Origin of the sequence: Pengzhenrongella sicca (genome assembly GCF_017569225.1) — a bacterium.
In the GTDB taxonomy this organism is placed as follows: domain Bacteria; phylum Actinomycetota; class Actinomycetes; order Actinomycetales; family Cellulomonadaceae; genus Pengzhenrongella; species Pengzhenrongella sicca.
In genome coordinates this window covers 455241-473385 of record NZ_CP071868.1, presented here as the reverse complement: position 1 = coordinate 473385, position 18145 = coordinate 455241, and the positions used below count along the sequence as shown (strand labels likewise).

Below are 18145 nucleotides of genomic sequence, written 5' to 3'. Positions count from 1 at the left end.
CGGGTCGTGCGCGTGCGGGTTACTGCAGGAGCTGGAGCACGCCCTGCGGGATCGACTTGGCCTGCGCGAGCATGGCCGTGCCGGCCTGCGACAGGATCTGCGCGCGCGTGAACTTCACCATCTCCGACGCCATGTCGGTGTCCCGGATACGGGACTCCGACGCGGTCACGTTCTCCAGCGCCACGTTCGCGTTGTTGATCGTGTGATCGAACGTGTTCTGCTGCGCACCGAGCGCGGCGCGCGACGTCGACACCTCGGAGATCGCGGCGTCGATGTTGGTGAGGTTCTGCGCGATGTCGGTCGACGTCGCGTTCGCTGACGCCGCGAGGCTGACGAGGCCACCGCCGACGCCGCTGCCCACGGTCGTCGCGACGGACTGCAGACCGAGGTCGGAGACCTTGGCGCTGGCGATCGTCACCGAGACGGTGTCGCCCGCGTTGGCGCCGACCTGGAACGAGCCAGTGTAGGCCGTGCCGGCCGCACCCGCCGCGCCGCCGCCGAGGAGCGACTGACCGTTGAACTTGGTCTTCATCGCGATCGAGTCGATCTCTTTGGTGAGGTCGGTGAGCTCGACCTGGATGTTCGCGGAGGCCTCGTCGGTCAGCGAGCCGGTGTTGGCACCCTGGACCGTGAGGTCGCGCATGCGCTGCAGGATCGAGGTCGTCTCGTTCAGCGCGCCTTCAGCGGTCTGGACGAGGGAGATGCCGTCCTGGGCGTTGCGCACGCCCATCGTGATGCCACCCATCTGCGAGCGCATGCCCTCGGAGATGGCCAGCCCGGCAGCGTCGTCCGCGGCCCGGTTGATCCGGAAGCCAGAGGACAGCTTCTCGAGCGACTTGCTCAGGTCGTTCTGCGTGGTGTTGAGGTTGCGGTACGCGTTCAGTGCCGCCATGTTCGTGTTGATCGAGAGCGCCATGATGAAAACTCCTCCGTGAGTGCAGCAGGATCGCCGCCCATCCATGGGCTGGCACTGTGCTTATCGGACCCCACCCACCCCACATGAGAGATCCAGGCGAACCCGTGCGGAGCGCTGATTGCTCAGGCGGTGGTGGCGAGTCCCAGGCCGTGCGTGAAGATCGTGACCTCGTCGGTCTCGCGCTGGCTCGGCAGCGCGACGACGCCAGTGCCCGCGATCTGGGAGGCCCGCGCCAGGAAGGCCGCCTGCTGGGCGACGAGGTCGAAGTACGCCTTCCGGCGCCGCTCCGCCACGCCATCGGGACGGTCGGCCGCCGGCACGAGCGAGGGCTCGAGGCTCGCGTTCATGCCGTCCTTCATCAGCGCGAGCGCCTCGGTGCGCAGCTGGCTGATGCGGGACTGGGTCACGCCGAGCTCCTCGGCGAGGTCGACGACCGCGCGGTCCTGGAAGAACAGCTGCTCGACGACGTAGCGCAGCCGCTCGGGGAGCGTCGTCACCGCGGCGCGCAGGTGCTGCAGCTTCTCGTTCACCAGCAAGGTCTCTTCCGGCCCGATGCTCGGCTCGGAGACGGTGTCGGCGATGGCGCTGTCGAACGCCTCGATGCTGAGGATGCGTCGGTCCGCGTCGCCGCGCGCGGCGTCGACATCGGCGACCGTCGTGCCGAGGGTGTGGGCGAGCTCCTCGCGCGACGGCGACCGCCCGAGGCGGGAGGTCAGCTCGTCACTCATGCTCGCGACTCGACGGGCGCGCTGCCGGGCGCCGCGCGAGACCCAGTCCATGGACCGGAGCTCGTCGAGCAGCGCGCCCCGGATCCGCAGCGCCGCGTAGCGCGCGAAGGGCACGCCCGTCGTGGCGTCGAAGGCCTGGGCCGCTTGGACGAGCGCGAGGGAGCCGGCCGAGGCCAGGTCGTCGCGCGACACGTACGACGGCACCCGGCCGAGCAGCTCGGAGACGTGGTAGCCCACCAGCGGGAGGTTCGCCGTCACGAGTGCGTCGATCTGGATCTCAGGGTTGGCCACGTACAGGTTCTCGTCGCCGGGGGCGGGCCGCTTGAGCGGTTTGGTGCGACGAGAATTCTCTCGGCGCACAGTGACGGCCCCCGGAGCCCGCCGCAGGCCTGCGACCTGGGGCTGCGCCGAACGGGCGACTGGACATGTGAGGTAGGTCACAGTCACTGCCGGGCGCGTCGGCCACCTCCGGCCCTCTGCCTGCAGCGGGCGCGGCGTACGCCGCTGCCGAATCCGACATTCGGGCGGACCGAACGGTCACAATGCCAGGCAGTCGTCCGATAGGAAGCCTGAACAGCACGAACCGTCGCACCACTACTAAGGGAGATCCCGCATGGGCGTGGCAGAACTGTCCGCCGTGCTGTGGCGCGAGCGTCAGCTACTGGAGCTCTTGCTCTTCAAGCTCGAGGAAGAGCAGCTGGTGCTCTCGTCCGGGCGGACCCGCTGGCTGGGGCACGCGACCCGCGAGGTCGAGCAGGTGCTCGACCAGATCCGCGACGCCGAGCTCGGCCGCGCCATCGAGGCCGACGTCGCCGCGCTGGCCTACGGCGTCGCCGCCGGCAGTGGCCTGCTCGCCCTGGCGGAGGCCGCGCCCGAGCCGTGGAAGGAGCTCTTGATGAGCCACCGGGAGGCGTTCGTGTCCCTCACGTCGCAGATCCAGGACGTCGCACAGGGCAACCGTGCACTCCTGACGAGCTCCCACCGCGCCGCCCAGGAGACCATCCTCGGGCTGCAGGAGACGATGCAGACGTACGACCCGCGCGGGTCGACGTCGGCTGCCAGCCCCGCCGCCATGCTCCTCGACCAGTCGTTCTAGCGAGAGGCCTCTCATGAGCACCTTCTCTGGCATGTCCACCGCCCTGAGTTCCCTGATCGCCCAGCGCCAGGCGCTCGAGGTCTCCGGCCAGAACATCGCCAACGCGAACACGGTCGGGTACACGCGCCAGCGCGCGAGCCTGACGTCGGTCGAGTCGCTGACCGTCCCGTCGCTGTTCTCGACGGGCCTGGCCGCCGGCAACGGCACGAAGGTCACCAGCATCGACCGCCTCGGCAACATCTTCCTCGACGCCCGGCTGCGGGCCGAGACCGGCGGGGCGTCGTTCGCCGCGACCAAGGCCGCCGCGTACGCCAACCTCGAGAGCACCGTCGCCGAACCGGGCGACAACGGCGTCTCCGCCGCGCTGCAGGAGTTCTGGGCCGGGTGGGAGACGGTCGGGCTCAACCCGGGCACCGACGCCGCTCGCACCGTGCTGCTCGAGAAGGGCACCGCACTCGCGAGCCGGATCACCGCGGGCTTCGCCGCAGTCTCCACCCAGTGGACCCAGACGCGCACCGAGCTCGACGCCGCGGTCGTCGACGTCAACGCGACCGCGACCGCGGTCGCCGACCTGAACGACAGCATCCGCGGCGTCATCGCCTCCGGGTCGTCCGCGAACGAGCTCATCGATCAGCGCAACGTCCTCGTCACCGAGCTCTCCGCGCTCGTCGGAGCCACGGGCATTGAGCGCCCGGACGGCACGGTCGACGTCATGGTCGGCGGCAACGCCCTCGTGCGCGGCGGCAAGACCCAGGCGATCGCGGCCAGCCCGTCCTACACGATGGGCTCGTCCGTGACCCTGTCCTGGGCCGCGTCGGGGGCGGCACTCAGCGCGGACTCCGGCTCCGTCGTCGGGATGATCTCCGTCCTCGCCCCCGCCGACGCGACCACGAAGAACGGCGGGCTGCTCGCCGAGGCCGCCGCGCGGTACGACGAGCTCGCGATCAAGCTCACGACCAGCGTCAACGAGATGCACCAGGCCTCGTACACCGCGGCTGGCGCCGAGGGCGGCGCCTTCTTTGCCTCGACCGGCGCCCACGCGGCACAGAGCCTCACGGTGGCGATCACCGACGTCAAGGACATCGCCGTCGCGAGCGAGACCGGCGGCGCCCTGGACGGTTCGAGGGCCGACGAGATGGCAGCGATCGGCAAGGAGACCGATGGACCGGACTCCATCTGGACGGCATTCGTGGCCGACCTTGGGGTCAAGTCCCGCTCGGCGACCCAGCGGGCCGTCATCACCGAGTCGACGCGCAGCACCGCCGAGGGCCTGCAGCTGTCCAGCGCAAGCGTCGACGTCGACGAGGAGGCGGTCAACATGCTCGCCTACCAGCGAGCGTACGAAGGCGCCGCGCGCGTGCTCACCGCGATCGACGAGATGCTCGACACCCTCATCAACCGCACCGCCGTCTAGGGAGAACACGATGATCGGCCGCGTCACCCAGCAGACGATCCAGCGCAACACCCTGGCGAACCTGCAGACCAACCTGAACCAGATGTCGGTTCTGCAGAACCGCCTCTCGGGCAAGACGATGATCACCAAGCCGTCGGACGACCCGGCCGGCACAGCCTCGGCGATCGCGCTGCGGGCGACGCTGCGGGCGAACGAGCAGGCAGCCAAGAACATCGACGACGGCACGGGCTGGCTCACGACCGCGAACGACGCCCTCAGCGACTCGCTCAACACGCTCCGCGCCGCGCGCGATCTCACGGTCCAGGGTGGGAACACCGGCTCGCTGACCCCCGAGGCGCGCGAGGCCCTCGCCGTCCAGATCGAGAGCCTGCGCGACACGCTGGTCGCGGCCGCCAACACGACCTACCAGGGCCGGACGGTCTTCGCGGGCACGTCGGACACCGGGTCCGCGGTCACCGTGACCTCCGTCGCGGGAGTCACCACCTACGTGGGCAGCCCCTCAGCAGGGACGGTCGACCGCCGCGTCGATGCGAACACCAAGATCCGGGTCGACGTCGACGGCGGCGCAGCGTTCGGCGACGGCGCGGGCTCGGTCTTCGCGACGCTCGACACGATCGCCGCCAAGCTCCGCGCGGGCACGTCCGTGTCGGGCGACCTCGACGTACTCGACGATCACCGGGACGCGATGATCACCCAGCTCTCCGGCGTCGGCGCGCGGCAGGTCCAGATCGACGACGCCAAGACGCGCGCGCTCGACACCAAGACGACCCTCACGTCCCAGCTCAGCTCGATCGAGGACGTCGACCTCGCCGCGGCCGTCGTCGAGCTGGAGATGCAGGAGGTCGCCTACAAGGCGGCGCTCGGGGCGACGGCACGCGTCATGCAGCCGACCCTCCTGGACTACCTCTCGTGACCGCGACCCGGACCCTCGTCCGTCCCGTCACGGCGCTGCCGGGCCTGCCGGGTCACCTCGAGTACTCCCTCGACGGGCTCGACGACGACGGCACGCTGTTCGCGCTGCGCAGCGCGAGCGACCCGACCGTCCGCCTCTTCGTCGTCCGCCCGGAGGTCTTCTTCGCCGACTACCTCCCCCGGGTCGGCGCCTCGACCCGCGAGGCCCTCGGGCTCGGCGACGACGACGAGGCGCTGCTCCTCGTCGTCGTGCACCCGGGCGACGACGACCGCCCGGCGACGGCGAACCTCCTCGCCCCCGTGGTGATCAACCCGGCGACGGGCGCGGCGTCGCAGGTCGTGCTCAGCGACGGCGACTGGCCCCTGCGCGCCCGGCTCGGCTGACCCGACGCCGCCGCCCGATACCACCCGCCGCACGCACGTGAGCGGCCAGAACCAAGGAAATTCGACGATGAGCTCGACCCTGCTGCCGACCCTGTCCGAAGCCATGGTCCGCCGCCAACCCGTCGTGCGCGCCGACCGGACGGTGCACGGCTATGCCGTGAGCGTCGTCGTCCGGCCCCCGAAAACGCGCGCGCAGGAGGTCCGCAGCATCGACGACCTGGTGCACGAGCAGTACGAGCGGCTCGACCTGGCCACCCTCGCGGGCACCCTGGTGGTGTTCGTGCGCGCGACCACGGCCATGTGCACCAGCGACTGGCCCCTGCCCGAGACCCCCGGCGGGCTGATCCTCGAGGTCCCGCCCGCGTTCGCCGGCCTGCCTGACGCGATCGAGCACCTCGTGCGGCTGCGCGCCGCCGGAGTCGGCCTCGCGCTCGGCGACTTCCAGCCCGGCGGCGCGCAGGACGCGCTGCTGCCGCACGTCGACTTCGCCAAGGTCGACCTCGAACGCGGCACGGCGGCCGCCGCCGCGGCGATCTCGCTCGCGCACCTGCACGCGGTCACCGTCGTCGCCGAGCGCGTCGACACCGAGGCCGCGGTGACGTTCTGCGCGGCCCACCGCGTCGAGCTGCTCCAGGGCCCGCTCTTCCAGCGCGACGCGCCGACGACGACCCGTGAGTTCACGGCCGGCGAGCAGCAGTGCTTCGGTCTGCTCACGCTGCTCGCGCGCGCGGGCGACGGCGGCGAGGTCGACTACGACGCCGTCGTCGCGATGATCAAGTCCGACCCCGAGCTGACGATGCGGGTGCTCCACCTGGTCAACAGCGCCGCGTACGCGCTGCGGGGGCGGGTCGACTCGGTGCACCAGGCCGTCGTGCTGCTCGGCCCGGTGCCGCTCAGCTCGCTCGCCGCGGCCGCGATCGTCCACGCCGGCGACCACACCATGTCCGGCCTGTGGTTCGTGCTCACGCGCGCGACCGCCTGCCGCACCCTCGCCGGCGACGACGCCGCGTACACGGTGGGCCTGCTGTCCGCCGTCGCGTCCCAGCAGCGGATCGCCCCCGCGGCGCTGATCGCGCGGACGGGCGTCTCGGCCGACGTCGCCATGGCCGTCGAGTCGCTCAGCGGCACGTACGGACCAGTGCTGGCCGCCGTGCTCGCCTACGAGGAGAACGACTTCTCCACGGTCGAGGCGACCGGCCTGCCGCTCTTCGACGTCGCTCGCGGCTACCTCGGCGCGGTCACCGACGCGCTCGGCACGGTGACCACGCTCTCGAGCGTCGGCTGACCGGCGTCTACGCTGAGCCCGTGCCCACCGTCCGCCACCTGCTCCTGAACCCCCGCGACCGGCGCGCCGACCCGGCACCGCTCGCGGTCGACCTGACCGGCGTGTTCGGCATCGGCATCGCGGGGTGGGTCGTCGCGCTGATCGTCACCTGGTTCCGCTGGCAGGCCGGTCAGGTCCCCGCGACGTCGGCCCTGACCTGCGTCGCCGGCATCGCGCTCGGCGTCATCGCGGTGATCTGGGCCCGCCACCAGCGCGAGCCCCAGGTGGACGCGCCCGCGAGCTGACGCGCGCCTAGGTCGAGGGCCGCGCGTCTCGGGCCGCGCGCGCTCAGGCCGCCGTCGCCGCCCCGAGCCGCGCCTCGATGGCGAGCACGAGCGCGGGCAGCTTCGCGGGCGGGACCGGGCGGCCGAGGCCGAAACCCTGCGCCGCGAAGCAGTCCATGTCGCGCAGCATGCGCAGCGTCGCGTCGTCCTCGACACCCTCGGCGACGACCTCGAGCCGCAGGTGCCGGGCGAGCTCGATCGTGGATCGGACGATCGTCGCGCTCGCCTCGTCCCGAACCAGGTCCGTGATGAACGTCCGGTCGATCTTGAGCCGGCCCATCGGCAGTCGCTGCAGGTAGGCGAGCGAGCTGTACCCCGTGCCGTAGTCGTCGATCGACAGCGTGATCCCGAGGTCCGCGAGCGCACCCAGAACCTGCCGCGACCGGGCCGGGTCCATCATCACCGTGCCCTCCGTGATCTCCAGCTCGAGCGCCGTCGCCGGCAGGCCGTGCCGGGCCAGCGCCGCGCGCACGTCCGTCAGCAGCGCCGGGTCGAGCAGGTTGCGGGCCGAGAGGTTCACCGCGACCGTCAGCTCGAGCCCGGCCGCTCGCCAGCGCGCGCACTGCTCGACTGCTAGGTCCAGGAGGTACCGCGTCAACGGCCCGATCACCCCGGTCTGCTCGGCCGCGGGGATGAACGCGTCCGGCACGAGCAGGCCGTGCACCGGGTGCTCCCAGCGTACGAGCGCCTCGACCCCGAGCACGCGCCCGCTGCGGAGCTCGACCTGGGGCTGGTAGTGCAGCACGACCTCGCCGCGGGCGAGGGCGCCGAGCAGCTCGCCGACGAGCTGCGCGGCGAACGTCCCGCCGGTCTCCAGCTCCGCCTGGTAACGAGCGATCCGTCCGGGCCGGGACCGGGCGCTGACGAGCGCAACATCCGCCCGGTGCAGCGCGAGGGCCGCCGTCGGCGCGTCGCCGGGCACGAGGACGCCGCCGAGGCACACCTCGACGCTCAGGCTGAGTCCCGCCAGCTCGTACGTGCCCTCGAGGGATCGCTTGAGGAGCAGGGCCTGAGCGTCCCGGTCGAGGCTGGACGCCGGCTCTCGACGGGCGGGGGCCAGCCGGTGCAGGACGGCGAACGTGCCCTCGCCCGTGCGCGCGACGACCGCGTCGGGCCCGAAGAGCACGAGCAGTCGGCTGCCGACCGCGGCGACGAGCGCGTCGCCGACGTCGTGCCCGAATGAGTCGGTGACGTCCGCGAACCGCTCGATGTCCACGAGGATGACCACGGCGGCGGCAGGCGGCGGATCCGACAGCCGCTCGGGCCCGGTCCCGGTCTCGGCGAAGGCCGTGGCGCCGACGAAGAGCTCGTCGAGCCGGTCCGCGAAGCCGCGCCGGTTCGCCAGGCCCGTGACGAAATCGGTCTCCGCGAGCGCGCCGAGGCGCGCCGCCTGCCGCGTGAGCCGGCGCACCATGCCGATCATCCGCGCCAGGATGAGCCCCGCCATCGCGGCCGACGCGATCACCACCGGCCACGGATGCAGCCCCGTGTCGGTGAGCAGGCCGATCGTGACGATCGCCGGGCCGGTCATCACGGCGGCCATCAGGCCGACGAGCCGGTTCACGAGCATGGCGTCCTCGCGCGCGGGCGCCGGCTCGGACAGCGCCCGCATCGAGGGATGCAGCGCGGCCGCGGCCCACAGCACGAAGGCCAGGAGCCAGCCGACGTCGAGCGGCCGCTCGAGCGGAGCGAACGCCGCGTCGAGCTGCACTCGCTGCAGCAGCCCGTTGCTGAGGAGCAGGACGGCCACCGACGCAACGAGCAGGCGGGATGCGGCGTTCCACAGGCCCGGCCCGGTCACGAGCCGGATCGCGGTCGTCACGAGCAGCACGTCGCACAGCGGGTAGGTGGCCGCGATGACGCGATCGAGCACCGGGGCCTCGACGGCCCACGCCGGGACCACGACATAGACCCACGACACGAGGCCGACGCCCATCGTGAGCACGGCGGTGTCGATCATCGCGGTCGCGCCGCGGCCCCGGTCACGCGCGCGCGCGAGCATCAGCAGGCCCAGCGCCAGCAGGAGGTAGGCGACGAGATAGGGGACGTACGCCCACACCGGCGGCGGGACGGCGGCGGACGGCACCTGCGTGTGCCAGTTGTACGCCGCGTCGCCCACGAGCCAGGCGCCGTTGCCCCCCGCGATGAGCACCCAGGCGCGGGCATTCACCGGCCGGTTCCTGCGCAGCCCGATGCTCATGGCGACGACGGCCGACACGCCGAGCGCGAGGTAGCCCACGTACCGCGGCAGCCCGCGGGGCAGCGCGAGCTCACCGACCGTGAGCAGGACGCCCACGATCAGGTACTGCCACCATCGCGCGCCTCGGCCCCCCATGGCGGGCCCATCGGCCCCGCTGGCAGGGAGATGAGACCCCGGACGAGTGACGTCGGCGGAGCGGGCCCGGTTTCAGCCATCTGCGCGCCTGTCGCCCGGCCCGCCGCTCGCCCGGCTCAGGGGTCGGGCGGTGAGTCCAGCGCCGCGCGGATCTCCCGCGCCGCCGCGCGCCGGCGCGTGGCCGCGTTGGCGTGATCGGAGAACCGCGGCACCCAGCGGGCGAGGCCGGCGGCCGCCAGCAGCCCGAACGCTCCCATCGTGGCGATCCCCGCCGCGAGGCTGCCCAGCGCGGCGCCGGCCGCGACCACGAGCGGCCCTGCCGCATTGCCGGAGTCCGAGAACAGCCGCCAGATCCCCAGGAACTGCGGCCGCACGGCCCGGGGCGCGACGTCGGCGCCGAGGGTCATGAGGATGCCCGAGCCGATGCCGTTGCCCAACCCCATCACCATCGCCGCCGCGGTGACCCCCGCGAGCGTCGAGGTGATCGGCAGCAGCAGGATCGAGCCGCCGAGGATCAGCATCGACGGGATCGCGACCCACAGGCGCCCGCGCCGGTCCATCACCCGGCCCGCGGGGTAGAACAGCAGCATGTCGACGGCGCCGGAGATGCCGAAGATGATGCTCGTCGTCGCGGGGCTGAAGCCCAGCTGCGCCGACCACAGCGGCAGGACGACCTGGCGGCTCGCGCGGACCGCGCCGACCGCGAGAACGGCGAAGCCGAGCGTCGCGAAGACCTTCCCGTTCTGCCGCAGGACCGTCCCCATCGCGATGTGGGCGCCCTGGCGGCGGCGGATCGTCTCGGCGCCGGCGGCGTCGGGCACGACGAGCACGACGACGCCGGCCAGCAGGCTCGTGCCGACGGCGAGCCAGTACACGCCGCGCAGGTCCGACAGGTGCACGATCGCGGCGCCGAGGAACGGCCCGATGAACGCGCCGATCCGCTGCACGCCGCCGAGCGTCGAGAGCGCCCGGGCGCGCATCATCACCGGGATGACCTCGGTGAGGTAGGCCTGCCGCGCGAGCACGAAGACGGCGTTGGTCGCGCCGACCGCGAAGACGCCGATCCCGAGCACCCACAGGCTCGGGGCCAGCGCGCAGCCCGCGAGCGCGATCATGCTCAGCCCGGCCGCGACGAGCATCGCGCGCCGGTCGCCGATCCGGGCCGCGAGCGCGCCGGCCGGCACGTCGCCGGCGATCTGGCCGACGCCGAGCAGCGCGACGAGCACCGCCGCGACGGCGAGGTTCCCGCCCAGGTCGACGGCCGAGAGCGGGATGATCGGGGCGATCGCGCCGATCCCGATCTCGAACACGAGCGCGGGCGCGTACACGCCGCGGGCGACCTGGCGCAGCGGAGAGCGGGTCGAGGTCACCGGTCGAACGCCGCCTCGGTGCGCAGCTCGGCCGCGCGGTCCGGCTCCGTGAGCGCGAGCTCGAGCGCGTGGCGCAGCTCCCACCGTCCCGCGGCCTGCGCGAGCCCGCGCGCGAGCGCGGCGAGCTGCGTCGCGTGCACGACGGCGTCGCTCCCGGTCCCCTCGACCCACCAGTCGACCGGGGCGCCACCGGCGTGCAGGTCGTCGTGCTCCAGCCACGTGCGCGGGGCGCCCGGGACGAGCGCGAGTGCGGCGTCGGGCGTCGGGCCGATCGAGCCGTCGGGGTCGACGGCGTCCGGCGCGTCGACGTCAGGGTCGTCGCCGAGGTCGTCCGCGAGCGGAAGGTCGAGCAGCGCGCCCAGGCGCGCGGCCAGCGCCGCGGGCGCGGGCACGAGCGCGGCGACGTCCGGCCGCTGCAGCCACATCGGCTGGGGCGCGACCGCGGCGTCGTCGGCGTGCACCATGCGCACCTGCCCCGGGCCGACGAGCGCCGGCAGCCGCTCGGGCACGCGGTCGAGCTCGACCTCGGCCGCGGCCGCGTCGGCGAGCGCGCGCCAGAGCGTGACTGCGACGTCCGGGTCGACGGGCGTGCCGACCGGGCCGAGCTCGTCGAGCAGGTCCGCCCAGGCCTCGCCGTCGAGCTCGCCGAACTCCTGCACCCCGCCGAGCGCGCCGAGCACCGCCGGGTCGAGCCCGACCAGGCCGGAAGGCACCGGCGCGAGCAGCTCGCGGAGCCCGTGCGGCGCGCCCGCGAGCGCGAACGGGTCGCCGAGCCCGAGCGCGGCCGGGGTCCGCCCGCGCAGCCACCAGGCCGTGTACGACGGCGCGGACCGGGCCCGGAGGTCGCCGTCGGCCCGGACGGGCTCGAGCAGCGCGCGGCGCAGGTCGGGGTCCGCGGCGAGGTGCCCGAGCACCGCGGGCCACGCGTCGTCGCGGACGGCGTCGAGGTCCGCGACGGCCGTCAGCTCGCCGATCAGCACCCCGGCGCCGAGGCGCGCCGCCAGGAGCTCGAGGTAGTCGTCCCAGCCGTCCAGGGACCGGGTCGCGAGCTCGTCGCCGGGCTCCCCGAGCAGGCCCTCCCCCGGGGCCTCGACGAGCAGGTCCGCGACCCGCACGAGCGCGAGGTGGTCCCGGACGCCGACGGCGGCCAGGACGGCGGCACCCCAGCGCTCGACGAACTCGTCCCCGACCGGCGCGAGGACGCGGTCGTCGAGCAGCTGGGCGGCCACGGACCCGCCGAGCACCAGGCCGGCGGCGGGCGTCGGCTCGTCGGCCGCGTCGCGCAGGGTCAGCTCGGCGAGCCAGCCGGCGGCCTGCGCCGGGACGTGGCCGTCGGCCAGCGCGCCGGCGACCAGCGTGAGCACCGCGTCGGCGACGTCGTCGGCGAGGTCGAGGTCGTCGTCGGCCGCGACCTCGAGGACGGCCTCGCGGACCGCGGGCAGCAGGAGGAGCCCGCCGGGCTCGGGGGCGGCGGCGCCGAGCCGCTCGAGCAGCGGGTGGGCGACCGCGGGGTCGACGAGCCGCAGCCCCCAGCGGGCGAGGACGTCGAGGGTGCGCAGGTGCGCGCCCGGGCCGGCACCGGCTGACGGGGCGGGCAGCACGAGCCCGCGAGCGCCGCGGACGACGCGGCCGTCCGCGAGCAGGACGGGCAGCGCCCCGAGCGCCTCCCGCACGGCCGGGTCGGCGGCCGCGGGGGCGAGCGCGGCGTACAGCGCGTGCCAGTGCGCGGGCTCCGCCGCGGTCGGAAGCTCCTCGATCAGGTCGGCGAGCTCGCGGAGCTCGACGCCGAGCACGCGGGCGGGCGCCTCCTGGCCCGGGCCGAGGACGACGAGGTTCGCGGCCCAGCGCGCGAGCGCGCCGATCGCCGCCGGGTCCCGCCCGATCTCGCCCGCGAGGGCGACGGCCCGCCGCGGCTCGATGAGCGTGCCCGCCGTCGGGTCGGCCTCGGTGTCGAACGTCGCCGCCGGTGGCGGCGCCAGCAGCGGCGCGGCCGACAGCCGCGCGACGATGAGCTCCGACAGGTCGCCATCGAGAGCGCCCGCCGGCAGCCCGAGCGGGACGAGCGCGAGCGGGTCGCCGCCCGCCTCGGCGACGCCGCGGGCCAGGTCGGCGTACACGTCGGCCGCGCGCTCGAGCACCGCGTCCGTGAGCGGACCGCGCGCGACGTGGCGGCGCGAGGGGTCGAGCGGGAGGGTCGCGACGAGCAGTGCGGGCAGCGCGCTGCGCTCGTCGGTCGGGGTCGGCGCGTGCACGACGCCGCCCCACTCCTGCGCTCCGCGCTCGGCCGGCGCCTCGAAGCCGCCGGGCGCGCCGGCGCGGCGGGGCAGGGCCCACGTCACGCTCCACTCGCGCGCCGTGCGCTCCTCGACGGGGCGGTCCGCGAGCAGCACGAGGTCGAGCGTCCCCGCGCCGCGCGCGATCGTCCAGCGCGCGCCGACGTCGGCGATCCGGTGCTGCGATCGCTGCGCCGGCAGGTCGATCTCGATCACGATCTCCGTCAGCGCCGGCAGCGCGAGCAGCAGCGGGTCGCGGACCTCGGCGAGCAGCGCCCGCACCTGCGCCACGGCCGCGCCGTCGCGGAGCTCGAGCACGACGGCGGTGTCGTAGCCGGCGGGCGGGCGCTCGGCGTCGGGCCGCGGCAACCGGAGCGCGGGCAACGACCCCTCGCGGCGCCGGACCTCGGCGGCGAGCGCGGGATGCGACGGCGCGAGCGCGGCCAGCTCGGCAGCGGTCGCGGCGAGCGAGAACCGGACCCCGCCGGCGGTGGACCGCACCGAGACCTCGTCCGCGACGGACCGGACCGCGGCGAAGCCCACGCCGAACCGGCCGACGGGCGACGTCGCGCCCCGCCCGTCCCGCTTGGCGGACGCGCGCAGGGAGGCGAGCGACGCGACGCCGTCGGCGTCGAGCGGCGCCCCCGTGTTCGCGGCGACCAGGACGGTCCGCCCGTCCGCCTCGGCCAGCCGCAGGAGCAGGTGACCGTCGACGCCCGCGCGGGTCGCGGCGTCGGCGGCGTTCTGCGCGAGCTCGACGACCACGCGGTCGCGGTAGTAGCCGCGGGCGTGGTCCTCCTCGGTGTTCGCGTCCTCGCGCAGCCGCGCCGGGGACGCGGCCCACGCCTGCAGGACGGCGCCGCGTAGGGCGGCCGTCCCGAAGGCGTCCGGGGTCACGGCTGGGGAGCGGCGGCCGGTGTCTCGGCGACGACGTCGGCGGCGGCCTCGGTCGGAGCGGCCTCGGTCTGCAGTGCATCGGTCTGCAGTGCATCGGTCAGCTCGGCGGCGTCGGTCAGCACGGCGGCGTCGGTCGGCACCGCGTCGTCGGCCGGGGGCTCGACGACCTCGGCGATCGCGGCGGGCTGCTCCGCGAGCAGCGACACGAGCTCGACGTCGAGGTCGTCGAACAGCGCGTTCGCGGCCGGCCAGTCGCTCGCGTGCGGCTCGACGTCGGTGTCCGAGTGCGCGCCGCAGCCGTGGTCGAGGCTGACGACCTTGCCGTCGTCGGGCGACCACTCGTTCGCGCAGACCCCGAACAGCTGCCCGAGCGGGCCGCTCAACGGGATGATGAAGGCGCAGGTCTGGCACGGCGCGCTGGCCGCGACGGCGCCCGGCGACGTCGGCCCCTGCGAGCCGGCGTACCAGCGCTCCGCGGCGCGGTCGAGGCCCTCGGGGGCGAGCACGCGCAGCCGCGCGAGCGCGAGCTCGTCGATCGCGACCTGGTCCTGCTCGTCGTCGCCCGTCGAGACGTACCCGGGCACGAGCCGCGCGTCGTCGGGCATGAAGGGCAGCACGTCGCCCGCGCTGAGGTCGCCCGGGCGCAGGCGCTCGGACCACGGCAGCCACGCGGGCGCGAGGATCGCGTCGTCGCCGGGCAGCAGCTCGACCTCGCAGATCGTCGCGACGCGGGCACGGGGCGCGCGCGCGAGCGTCACGGTCCAGTGCCAGCCGCGGTAGCCGGGGGCGGTCGACGCGAACTGGTGGGACACCAGGCGATCGCCCTCGACGATGACGCCGAGGTGCTCACCGACGTGCTCGGGCCACTCAGCCGCCTCGAGGGCGACCTGCCGGGCGAGCTCGACGGCGTTCGTCAGGACGGCGTCCTTGGTTGCGGTAGCCATGGCTCAGGCCTCGAGACTGTCGGCGACGGCGCGGAGCAGGGCGGCGTACTTGGCGCCTCTCGCCTTCTCCGGGTACCGGCCGCGGCGGAGGTCGTTGCCGACCTTGTCGAGCACCTTGATGAGGTCCTCGACGATGACGACCATGTCATCGACCGGCTTGCGCGCGGCCTTGGCCACCGAGGGGATCGGGTCCAGCACGCGCACGGACAGCGCCTGCGGGCCGCCGCGGCCGTCGGCGACGCCGAAGTCGACCTTGGTGCCGGGCTTCGGGGCCGGAGCGCCCGCGGGCAGGGCCGAGGCGTGCAAGAAGACCTCGTTGCCTTCATCGCTCGCGATGAAGCCGAAGCCTTTCTCGGTGTCGAACCACTTGACCTTGCCGGTGGGCACTGGAACCTCTGTGACGTCGATGGGCAGGAACTACGGGGCAATCTACGGGGGCAACCCGCTGAGGCAACCCACGCAGGCCACCTAGCGGGCAACTTACGGGACAACTCAGTCGGTCATCGCACAGTTTATCGGCCCCAGCCCGCCCTGGTCTGCCCAAACCGCCCCACACGCCCCCGACTTCGCCCCACCACTCCCCTTTCGCGCCCCCGCCGGCCCCCCGGCGGCCAGCGTGACGTCGCCGTCGGCGAGTTCGTCAGTTGGCGCCGAGTTCGTCCATTTCACGGGACGAACTCGGCGCAAAATGACGAACTCGAGGCCGGCCCCAGGCCGACCCCGGGCTGAGGTCGCGATGACGGGTGCGGGGAGCCGAGAGCGGGCACGGCGGGTCGCAGGGCGAGCATGGGGGCTCGCGGGCGCGTGCGCCGCGTACCCTAGTGCGAATGGCCACCTTTAGCGAGCACCTGCGATCGCGCAGTGATGCCGAGCTCGTCACTCTCCTTGGTCGGCGCCCTGACCTGGCGAATCCCGCACCGTCGACGCTGGTCTCGCTCGCGGCCCGGGCCACCAGCCGGTTCAGCCTCGAGCGCGCGCTCGCGGCCGTCGATGCCTCCGTCCTGCAGGTGCTCGAGGCGGTCGTCGCCCTCGACGAGATCCGCCCCACGGTCACGCTCGACGACGTCGGCGCCGCGCTCGGCGCTCCGATGCCCGACGCCGTGGCGCGAGCCCTCGAGCTCGCGCTGCTGTGGGGCGACGGCCCGGCGCTGCACGCCGCCCCCGGTCTCGGCGAGCTCGTCGGTCCGTACCCAGCCGGCCTCGGGCCGGTCGCCGCCGACAGCCCCCTGGAGTCCGCGGTCCGCACGACGCTCGACGCGGCCCTCGACGCCGCCCGCACCGACCCCGGCGCCCTCGCGCGCGCCGTCGACGGCCTGCTCGCCGACGCCCCGCCCGGGGCGCGCGAGGTGCTGGACGCGCTGGCCTGGGGCCCGCCCGTCGGCCGCGTGCCGGCGCCTTCCTCGGTCGGCGCGCGCGCCGCGGTGGACTGGCTGCGCTCGCGCGGCCTGCTCCGGACCGCCGACGCCGCACGCGTGCTGCTGCCCCGCGAGGTCGGCCTGGCCCTGCGCGGCGGCCGGACGCACCGCGAGCCCGCCGTCGCCGAGCCGCTGCCGGCCGGGACGAGCCTGCCCGTGGCTACCGTCGAGGACGAGTCGGCGCGCGGCGCGCAGGACATCATCCGCCTGATCGCGGCCCTGATCCGGGAGTGGGAGCGGGTTCCCCCGCCGGTGCTGCGCTCCGGCGGGCTCGGCGTGCGCGAGCTGCGGCGCGTCTCGGCGCAGCTCGACATCGACGACTCGCTCGCGGCGCTCGTCGTCGAGCTCGCCGGCGCCGCCGGACTCGTCATCGACGACTCCGAGGACCAGCCCACCTTCTCCCCCACGCTCGACGTCGACGACTGGCTCGACGCCGACCTGCCCGACCGGTGGGCGACGCTCGCGACGGCCTGGCTCACCATGACCCGCACGCCGTGGGTCGTCGGCGGCCGCGACGAGCGCGGGGAGCTGCGCGCGGCGCTCGACCCGGAGCTGTCGCGCCCGTGGGCTCCCCGCCTGCGGCACGCGGTCCTCGACGTGCTCGCCGCCCGCGAGCCTGGCACCGTGCTCGACGCCGACGAGATCGTCACCGTCCTGCGCTGGCGCACCCCGCGGTCCGTCCCGCCGCTGGCCGCGGTCGAGGCGACCCTGCGCGAGGCCGGCGCGCTCGGCGTGCTCGGCGCGCAGTCGCTGACCGTCGCCGGGCGCGCGCTGCTGCACCCGGCCGGCGGGCTCACGGGGGTGACGGGCGCCGACAAGGCGGCCGCCGCCGACGCGATCGCCGCCGCGCTGCCTGCCGCCGTGTCCGAGCTGCTGCTGCAGGGAGACCTCACGGGCATCGTGCCCGGCCGGCCCACGCGCGAGCTCGCGTCCCTGCTCGAGCGCGCGGCCAAGGTCGAGTCCCGCGGGGCCGCCGTGACGGTTCGGTTCACCACCGAGTCCGTGCGCGCCGCCCTCGACGGCGGCCAGACGGCCGACGAGCTGCTCGCCGAGCTCACCACGTTCGCGCGCGGCCCGGTCCCGCAGCCGCTCGACTACCTCGTGCGCGACGCCGCCCGCCGGCACGGCCGCCTGCGCGTCGGCGCGGCGCTCGGCTACGTGCGCTCCGAGGACCCGATGCTGCTCGCCGGCCTCGTCGAGGACCCGACCCTGGCCGACCTCGGCCTGGTCCGGATCGCCCCGACGGTGCTCGTCGCGCACGCGAGCCCGTCGGCGCTGCTCGCGGCGCTGCGCGACCGCGGCCTGTCCCCCGCCGGCGAGGGCCCCGACGGCCAGGTCGTGCACGCCCGCCCGATCGTGCGCCGGGTGCGCGCCGGCGCCCGCCGACGCCGCGGCGCCGGCGGCGTCATCAGCTCCGTCCCGGCGGCCTCGGCCGGCGCCAGCGTGCCGCACCAGAACGTGCCGGGCGACGACGAGCAGCACGACGCCGAGCGCCTCGCGCTGCTCGTGCCCGCGCTGCGCCGGGCCGAGACCCAGGCGCGGTCCGACCGCGCCGCGAACTCGCAGAACCTCGAGGGCGGCGGCTCGGCGAGCGCGGGAACAGTCGACCCCGTCGCGGCGTTGGCAACCCTGCGGGAGGCGGCGGCCGATGGACGCGAGGTCTGGCTCGAGATCGTCGGGCCGCAAGGAACGCCGCGCCGTCGTCGGGTTCGCCCGTTGCGCGTCGACGCCGGCCGGGTGCGCGCGGTCGACACCGAGCGCGACGCCGAGCTGACCGTGGCGGTGCACCGCATCGCCGGCGTGACCTTGATCAAGTAGCAGACGACAGCAGACCGACGGCAGTAGGAGAAGGC

General features: G+C 74.7%; 14 protein-coding genes. 7 read left to right on the top strand and 7 right to left on the bottom strand.

Annotation, left to right across the window (positions count from 1 at the left end):
- Nucleotides 1-19: 19 nt before the first annotated feature.
- Nucleotides 20-916 carry a flagellin N-terminal helical domain-containing protein gene (locus tag J4E96_RS02145; protein WP_227424161.1) on the bottom strand — a complete coding sequence of 299 codons (897 nt, stop codon included), beginning with the start codon at nt 914-916 and terminating at the stop codon, nt 20-22.
- Nucleotides 917-1038: 122 nt separating this feature from the next.
- A complete protein-coding gene (locus tag J4E96_RS02140) occupies nt 1039-1935 on the bottom strand; it encodes a sigma-70 family RNA polymerase sigma factor (protein ID WP_227424160.1) in 897 nt (298 codons plus the stop codon).
- 322 nt (nt 1936-2257) lie between these two features.
- Between J4E96_RS02140 and flgN the strand changes: the two genes are divergently transcribed.
- The 6 genes from flgN (at nt 2258) to J4E96_RS02110 (ending at nt 7019) form a co-directional block, all read left to right on the top strand.
- The gene (gene flgN, locus J4E96_RS02135; protein WP_227424159.1) at nt 2258-2740 is read left to right on the top strand and encodes a flagellar export chaperone FlgN; all 483 of its coding nucleotides are present in this window, start codon (nt 2258-2260) and stop codon (nt 2738-2740) included.
- Between the two features lie 13 nt (nt 2741-2753).
- Complete coding sequence (flgK, locus tag J4E96_RS02130) at nt 2754-4154, top strand: flagellar hook-associated protein FlgK (protein ID WP_227424158.1); 1401 nt, start codon at nt 2754-2756, stop codon at nt 4152-4154.
- A 10-nt stretch (nt 4155-4164) separates the two neighbouring features.
- Nucleotides 4165-5067, top strand: coding sequence for a flagellar hook-associated protein FlgL (gene flgL / locus J4E96_RS02125; RefSeq protein ID WP_227424157.1), 903 nt, complete (start codon nt 4165-4167; stop codon nt 5065-5067).
- Nucleotides 5064-5450, top strand: coding sequence for a flagellar assembly protein FliW (locus tag J4E96_RS02120; protein WP_227424156.1), 387 nt, complete (start codon nt 5064-5066; stop codon nt 5448-5450). The genes flgL and J4E96_RS02120 overlap by 4 nt, the downstream gene beginning before the upstream one ends.
- A 67-nt stretch (nt 5451-5517) precedes the next feature.
- Nucleotides 5518-6735: an EAL and HDOD domain-containing protein gene (locus J4E96_RS02115; protein WP_227424155.1), complete on the top strand. Its 1218-nt coding sequence runs from the start codon at nt 5518-5520 to the stop codon at nt 6733-6735.
- 20 nt (nt 6736-6755) lie between these two features.
- Entirely contained in the window at nt 6756-7019 is a 264-nt protein-coding gene (locus J4E96_RS02110) for a DUF2530 domain-containing protein (protein WP_227424154.1), read from the top strand.
- A gap of 43 nt (nt 7020-7062) precedes the next feature.
- On the opposite strand, the gene J4E96_RS02105 is transcribed toward J4E96_RS02110, so the two are convergent.
- The 5 genes from J4E96_RS02105 to J4E96_RS02085 all read right to left on the bottom strand — a co-directional run bounded on the left by J4E96_RS02105 (nt 7063) and on the right by J4E96_RS02085 (nt 15264).
- Nucleotides 7063-9393, bottom strand: a complete 2331-nt coding sequence (locus tag J4E96_RS02105) for a putative bifunctional diguanylate cyclase/phosphodiesterase (protein WP_227424153.1) — start codon at nt 9391-9393, stop codon at nt 7063-7065.
- A gap of 116 nt (nt 9394-9509) precedes the next feature.
- Entirely contained in the window at nt 9510-10763 is a 1254-nt protein-coding gene (locus J4E96_RS02100; protein WP_227424152.1) for an MFS transporter, read from the bottom strand.
- The gene (locus tag J4E96_RS02095) at nt 10760-13933 is read right to left on the bottom strand and encodes a sacsin N-terminal ATP-binding-like domain-containing protein (protein ID WP_227424151.1); all 3174 of its coding nucleotides are present in this window, start codon (nt 13931-13933) and stop codon (nt 10760-10762) included. Before J4E96_RS02095 ends, J4E96_RS02100 begins: the two co-directional genes overlap by 4 nt.
- Entirely contained in the window at nt 13930-14877 is a 948-nt protein-coding gene (locus J4E96_RS02090) for a DUF3027 domain-containing protein (RefSeq protein ID WP_227424150.1), read from the bottom strand. The genes J4E96_RS02095 and J4E96_RS02090 overlap by 4 nt, the downstream gene beginning before the upstream one ends.
- Nucleotides 14878-14880: 3 nt before the next feature.
- Entirely contained in the window at nt 14881-15264 is a 384-nt protein-coding gene (locus J4E96_RS02085) for a cold-shock protein (protein WP_227424149.1), read from the bottom strand.
- A gap of 440 nt (nt 15265-15704) precedes the next feature.
- On the opposite strand from J4E96_RS02085, the gene J4E96_RS02080 reads away from it, so the two are divergent.
- Nucleotides 15705-18110 (top strand): helicase-associated domain-containing protein, encoded by a 2406-nt coding sequence (locus J4E96_RS02080; RefSeq protein WP_227424148.1) that lies wholly within the window; start codon nt 15705-15707, stop codon nt 18108-18110.
- Nucleotides 18111-18145 lie beyond the last annotated feature (35 nt).

Coding starts and splice junctions, on each gene's coding strand:
- J4E96_RS02145 (WP_227424161.1), bottom strand. CDS start 916: ATGGCGCTCTCGATCAACACGAACATGGCGGCACTGAACGCGTACCGC.
- flgN (WP_227424159.1), top strand. CDS start 2,258: ATGGGCGTGGCAGAACTGTCCGCCGTGCTGTGGCGCGAGCGTCAGCTA.
- flgK (WP_227424158.1), top strand. CDS start 2,754: ATGAGCACCTTCTCTGGCATGTCCACCGCCCTGAGTTCCCTGATCGCC.
- flgL (WP_227424157.1), top strand. CDS start 4,165: ATGATCGGCCGCGTCACCCAGCAGACGATCCAGCGCAACACCCTGGCG.
- J4E96_RS02115 (WP_227424155.1), top strand. CDS start 5,518: ATGAGCTCGACCCTGCTGCCGACCCTGTCCGAAGCCATGGTCCGCCGC.
- J4E96_RS02105 (WP_227424153.1), bottom strand. CDS start 9,393: ATGGGGGGCCGAGGCGCGCGATGGTGGCAGTACCTGATCGTGGGCGTC.
- J4E96_RS02090 (WP_227424150.1), bottom strand. CDS start 14,877: ATGGCTACCGCAACCAAGGACGCCGTCCTGACGAACGCCGTCGAGCTC.
- J4E96_RS02080 (WP_227424148.1), top strand. CDS start 15,705: ATGGCCACCTTTAGCGAGCACCTGCGATCGCGCAGTGATGCCGAGCTC.